This window comes from Shewanella sp. 11B5 (genome assembly GCF_002836795.1).
GTDB lineage: Bacteria > Pseudomonadota > Gammaproteobacteria > Enterobacterales > Shewanellaceae > Shewanella > Shewanella frigidimarina.
In genome coordinates this window covers 1-3,204 of sequence record NZ_PJAP01000911.1, presented here as the reverse complement: position 1 = coordinate 3,204, position 3,204 = coordinate 1, and the positions used below count along the sequence as shown (strand labels likewise).

Annotated in this window: 1 rRNA gene; it reads right to left on the bottom strand. The window is 49.7% G+C overall.

Annotated elements, in window-relative coordinates:
* Positions 1–23: 23 nt before the first annotated feature.
* Positions 24–2,928 (bottom strand): 23S ribosomal RNA (locus CXF78_RS18080).
* Positions 2,929–3,204 lie beyond the last annotated feature (276 nt).

Sequence of the window (3,204 nt, the reverse complement as noted above, 5' to 3'; positions counted from 1 at the left end):
TCAGTAAAACCCATCTGGGTTGTATGGTTAAGCCTCACGGGTCATTAGTACAAGTTAGCTCAACGCCTCACAACGCTTACACACCTTGCCTATCAACGTAGTAGTCTCCTACGGCCCTTTAGAGAGCTTAAAGCTCTAGGGATGACTCATCTTAGGGCTCGCTTCCCGCTTAGATGCTTTCAGCGGTTATCGATTCCGAACGTAGCTACCGGGCAATGCCATTGGCATGACAACCCGAACACCAGCGGTTCGTCCACTCCGGTCCTCTCGTACTAGGAGCAGCTCCCTTCAATCATCCAACGCCCACGGCAGATAGGGACCGAACTGTCTCACGACGTTCTGAACCCAGCTCGCGTACCACTTTAAATGGCGAACAGCCATACCCTTGGGACCGACTTCAGCCCCAGGATGTGATGAGCCGACATCGAGGTGCCAAACACCGCCGTCGATATGAACTCTTGGGCGGTATCAGCCTGTTATCCCCGGAGTACCTTTTATCCGTTGAGCGATGGCCCTTCCATTCAGAACCACCGGATCACTATGACCTACTTTCGTACCTGCTCGACGTGTATGTCTCGCAGTTAAGCTGGCTTATGCCATTGCACTAACCGTACGATGTCCGACCGTACTTAGCCAACCTTCGTGCTCCTCCGTTACTCTTTGGGAGGAGACCGCCCCAGTCAAACTACCCACCAGGCACTGTCCTCAACCCCGATAAGGGGCCAGAGTTAGAACATCAAAACTACAAGGGTGGTATTTCAAGATTGACTCCACTCAGACTAGCGTCCAAGCTTCAAAGTCTCCCACCTATCCTACACATGTAGGTTCAATGTTCAGTGCCAAGCTATAGTAAAGGTTCACGGGGTCTTTCCGTCTAGCCGCGGGTATACGGCATCTTCACCGCAATTTCAACTTCACTGAGTCTCGGCTGGAGACAGCGTGGCCATCATTACGCCATTCGTGCAGGTCGGAACTTACCCGACAAGGAATTTCGCTACCTTAGGACCGTTATAGTTACGGCCGCCGTTTACCGGGGCTTCGATCATGAGCTTCTCCGAAGATAACCCAATCAATTAACCTTCCGGCACCGGGCAGGCGTCACACCGTATACGTCATCTTGCGATTTTGCACAGTGCTGTGTTTTTGATAAACAGTTGCAGCCACCTGGTATCTGCGACTGCCGTCAGCTTAGGGAGCAAGTCCCATCACCAACAGCAGCGTACCTTCTCCCGAAGTTACGGTACCATTTTGCCTAGTTCCTTCAGCCGAGTTCTCTCAAGCGCCTTGGTATTCTCTACCCGACCACCTGTGTCGGTTTGGGGTACGATTCCCACTAACCTGAAGCTTAGAAGATTTTCCTGGAAGCATGGCATCAACTACTTCATCACCGTAGTGACTCGTCATCAGCTCTCAGCCTGTACATTAAAGTACGATTTCCCGGATTTGCCTAAGAAATCAACCTACCACCTTAAACGCGGACTACCAACGCCGCGCTAGCCTAGCCTTCTCCGTCTCTCCATCGCAGTTAGCGGAAGTACAGAAATATTAATCTGTTTCCCATCGATTACGCCTTTCGGCCTCACCTTAGGGGTCGACTCACCCTGCCCCGATTAACGTTGGACAGGAACCCTTGGTCTTCCGGCGAGGGAGTTTTTCACTCCCTTTATCGTTACTCATGTCAGCATTCGCACTTCTGATACGTCCAGTGTGGGTTACCCCTTCACCTTCAACCGCTTACAGAACGCTCCTCTACCGCGCACTTCCTAAGAAATGCACCCGTAGCTTCGGTGGTATGTTTAGCCCCGTTAAATCTTCCGCGCAGGCCGACTCGACTAGTGAGCTATTACGCTTTCTTTAAATGATGGCTGCTTCTAAGCCAACATCCTAGCTGTCTAAGCCTTCCCACATCGTTTCCCACTTAACATACACTTTGGGACCTTAGCTGACGGTCTGGGTTGTTTCCCTTTTGACAACGGACGTTAGCACCCGCTGTCTGTCTCCCGAGTAGTACTCATTGGTATTCGGAGTTTGCAAAGGGTTGGTAAGTCGGGATGACCCCCTAGCCTTAACAGTGCTCTACCCCCAATGGTATTCGCTCGAGGCGCTACCTAAATAGCTTTCGAGGAGAACCAGATATCTCCGAGTTTGATTGGCCTTTCACCCCCAGCCACAAGTCATCCGCTCATTTTTCAACATAAGTCGGTTCGGTCCTCCAGTTGATGTTACTCAACCTTCAACCTGCCCATGGCTAGATCACTCGGTTTCGGGTCTACACCTTGCAACTAAACGCGCAGTTAACACTCGGTTTCCCTACGGCTCCGCTATTCGCTTAACCTCGCTACAAAATGTAAGTCGCTGACCCATTATACAAAAGGTACGCAGTCACGGTCTCAAGAACCGCTCCCACTGCTTGTACGTATACGGTTTCAGGTTCTATTTCACTCCCCTCACAGGGGTTCTTTTCGCCTTTCCCTCACGGTACTGGTTCACTATCGGTCAGTCAGGAGTATTTAGCCTTGGAGGATGGTCCCCCCATATTCAAACAGGATGTCACGTGTCCCGCCTTACTCGTTTTCATCTATGGTTAGTTTTCATGTACGGGGCTATCACCCTGTGCCGCTGTGCTTTCCAACACATTCCACTAACACCCCATAGACTTAAGGGCTAATCCCCGTTCGCTCGCCGCTACTAGGGGAATCTCGGTTGATTTCTTTTCCTCCGGGTACTTAGATGTTTCAGTTCCCCGGGTTTGCCTCACAACACTATGTATTCATGTTGTGATACATGCTTATGCATGTGGGTTTCCCCATTCGGATATCGTTAGCTCAAATGCTTATTACTAGCTCGCCAACGCTTTTCGCAAGTTATTACGTCCTTCATCGCCTCTGACTGCCAAGGCATCCACCGTATACGCTTGGTCACTTAACCATACAACCCAAATGAGTTTCACACCCTTGAATTAACAAGAGAAGAGCTCTGGGTCATATCATGACCAGCTGGTTTTTACTTGTCTCACCTCCAGGGTAGGAAGTGGACTCGCCTTAGTTTTTTAGAATATTCAAGACACTTAAACAGTGTTTTGAGAACTCAAGTGTTAATGCTTTCGCATTAACGTTTTTCGCACTAACGTGATCACACAAACGACAACGAATCATCATTTATGCGCCTTTAGTTAGTACTATCAGCTTTCCAAATTGTTAAAGA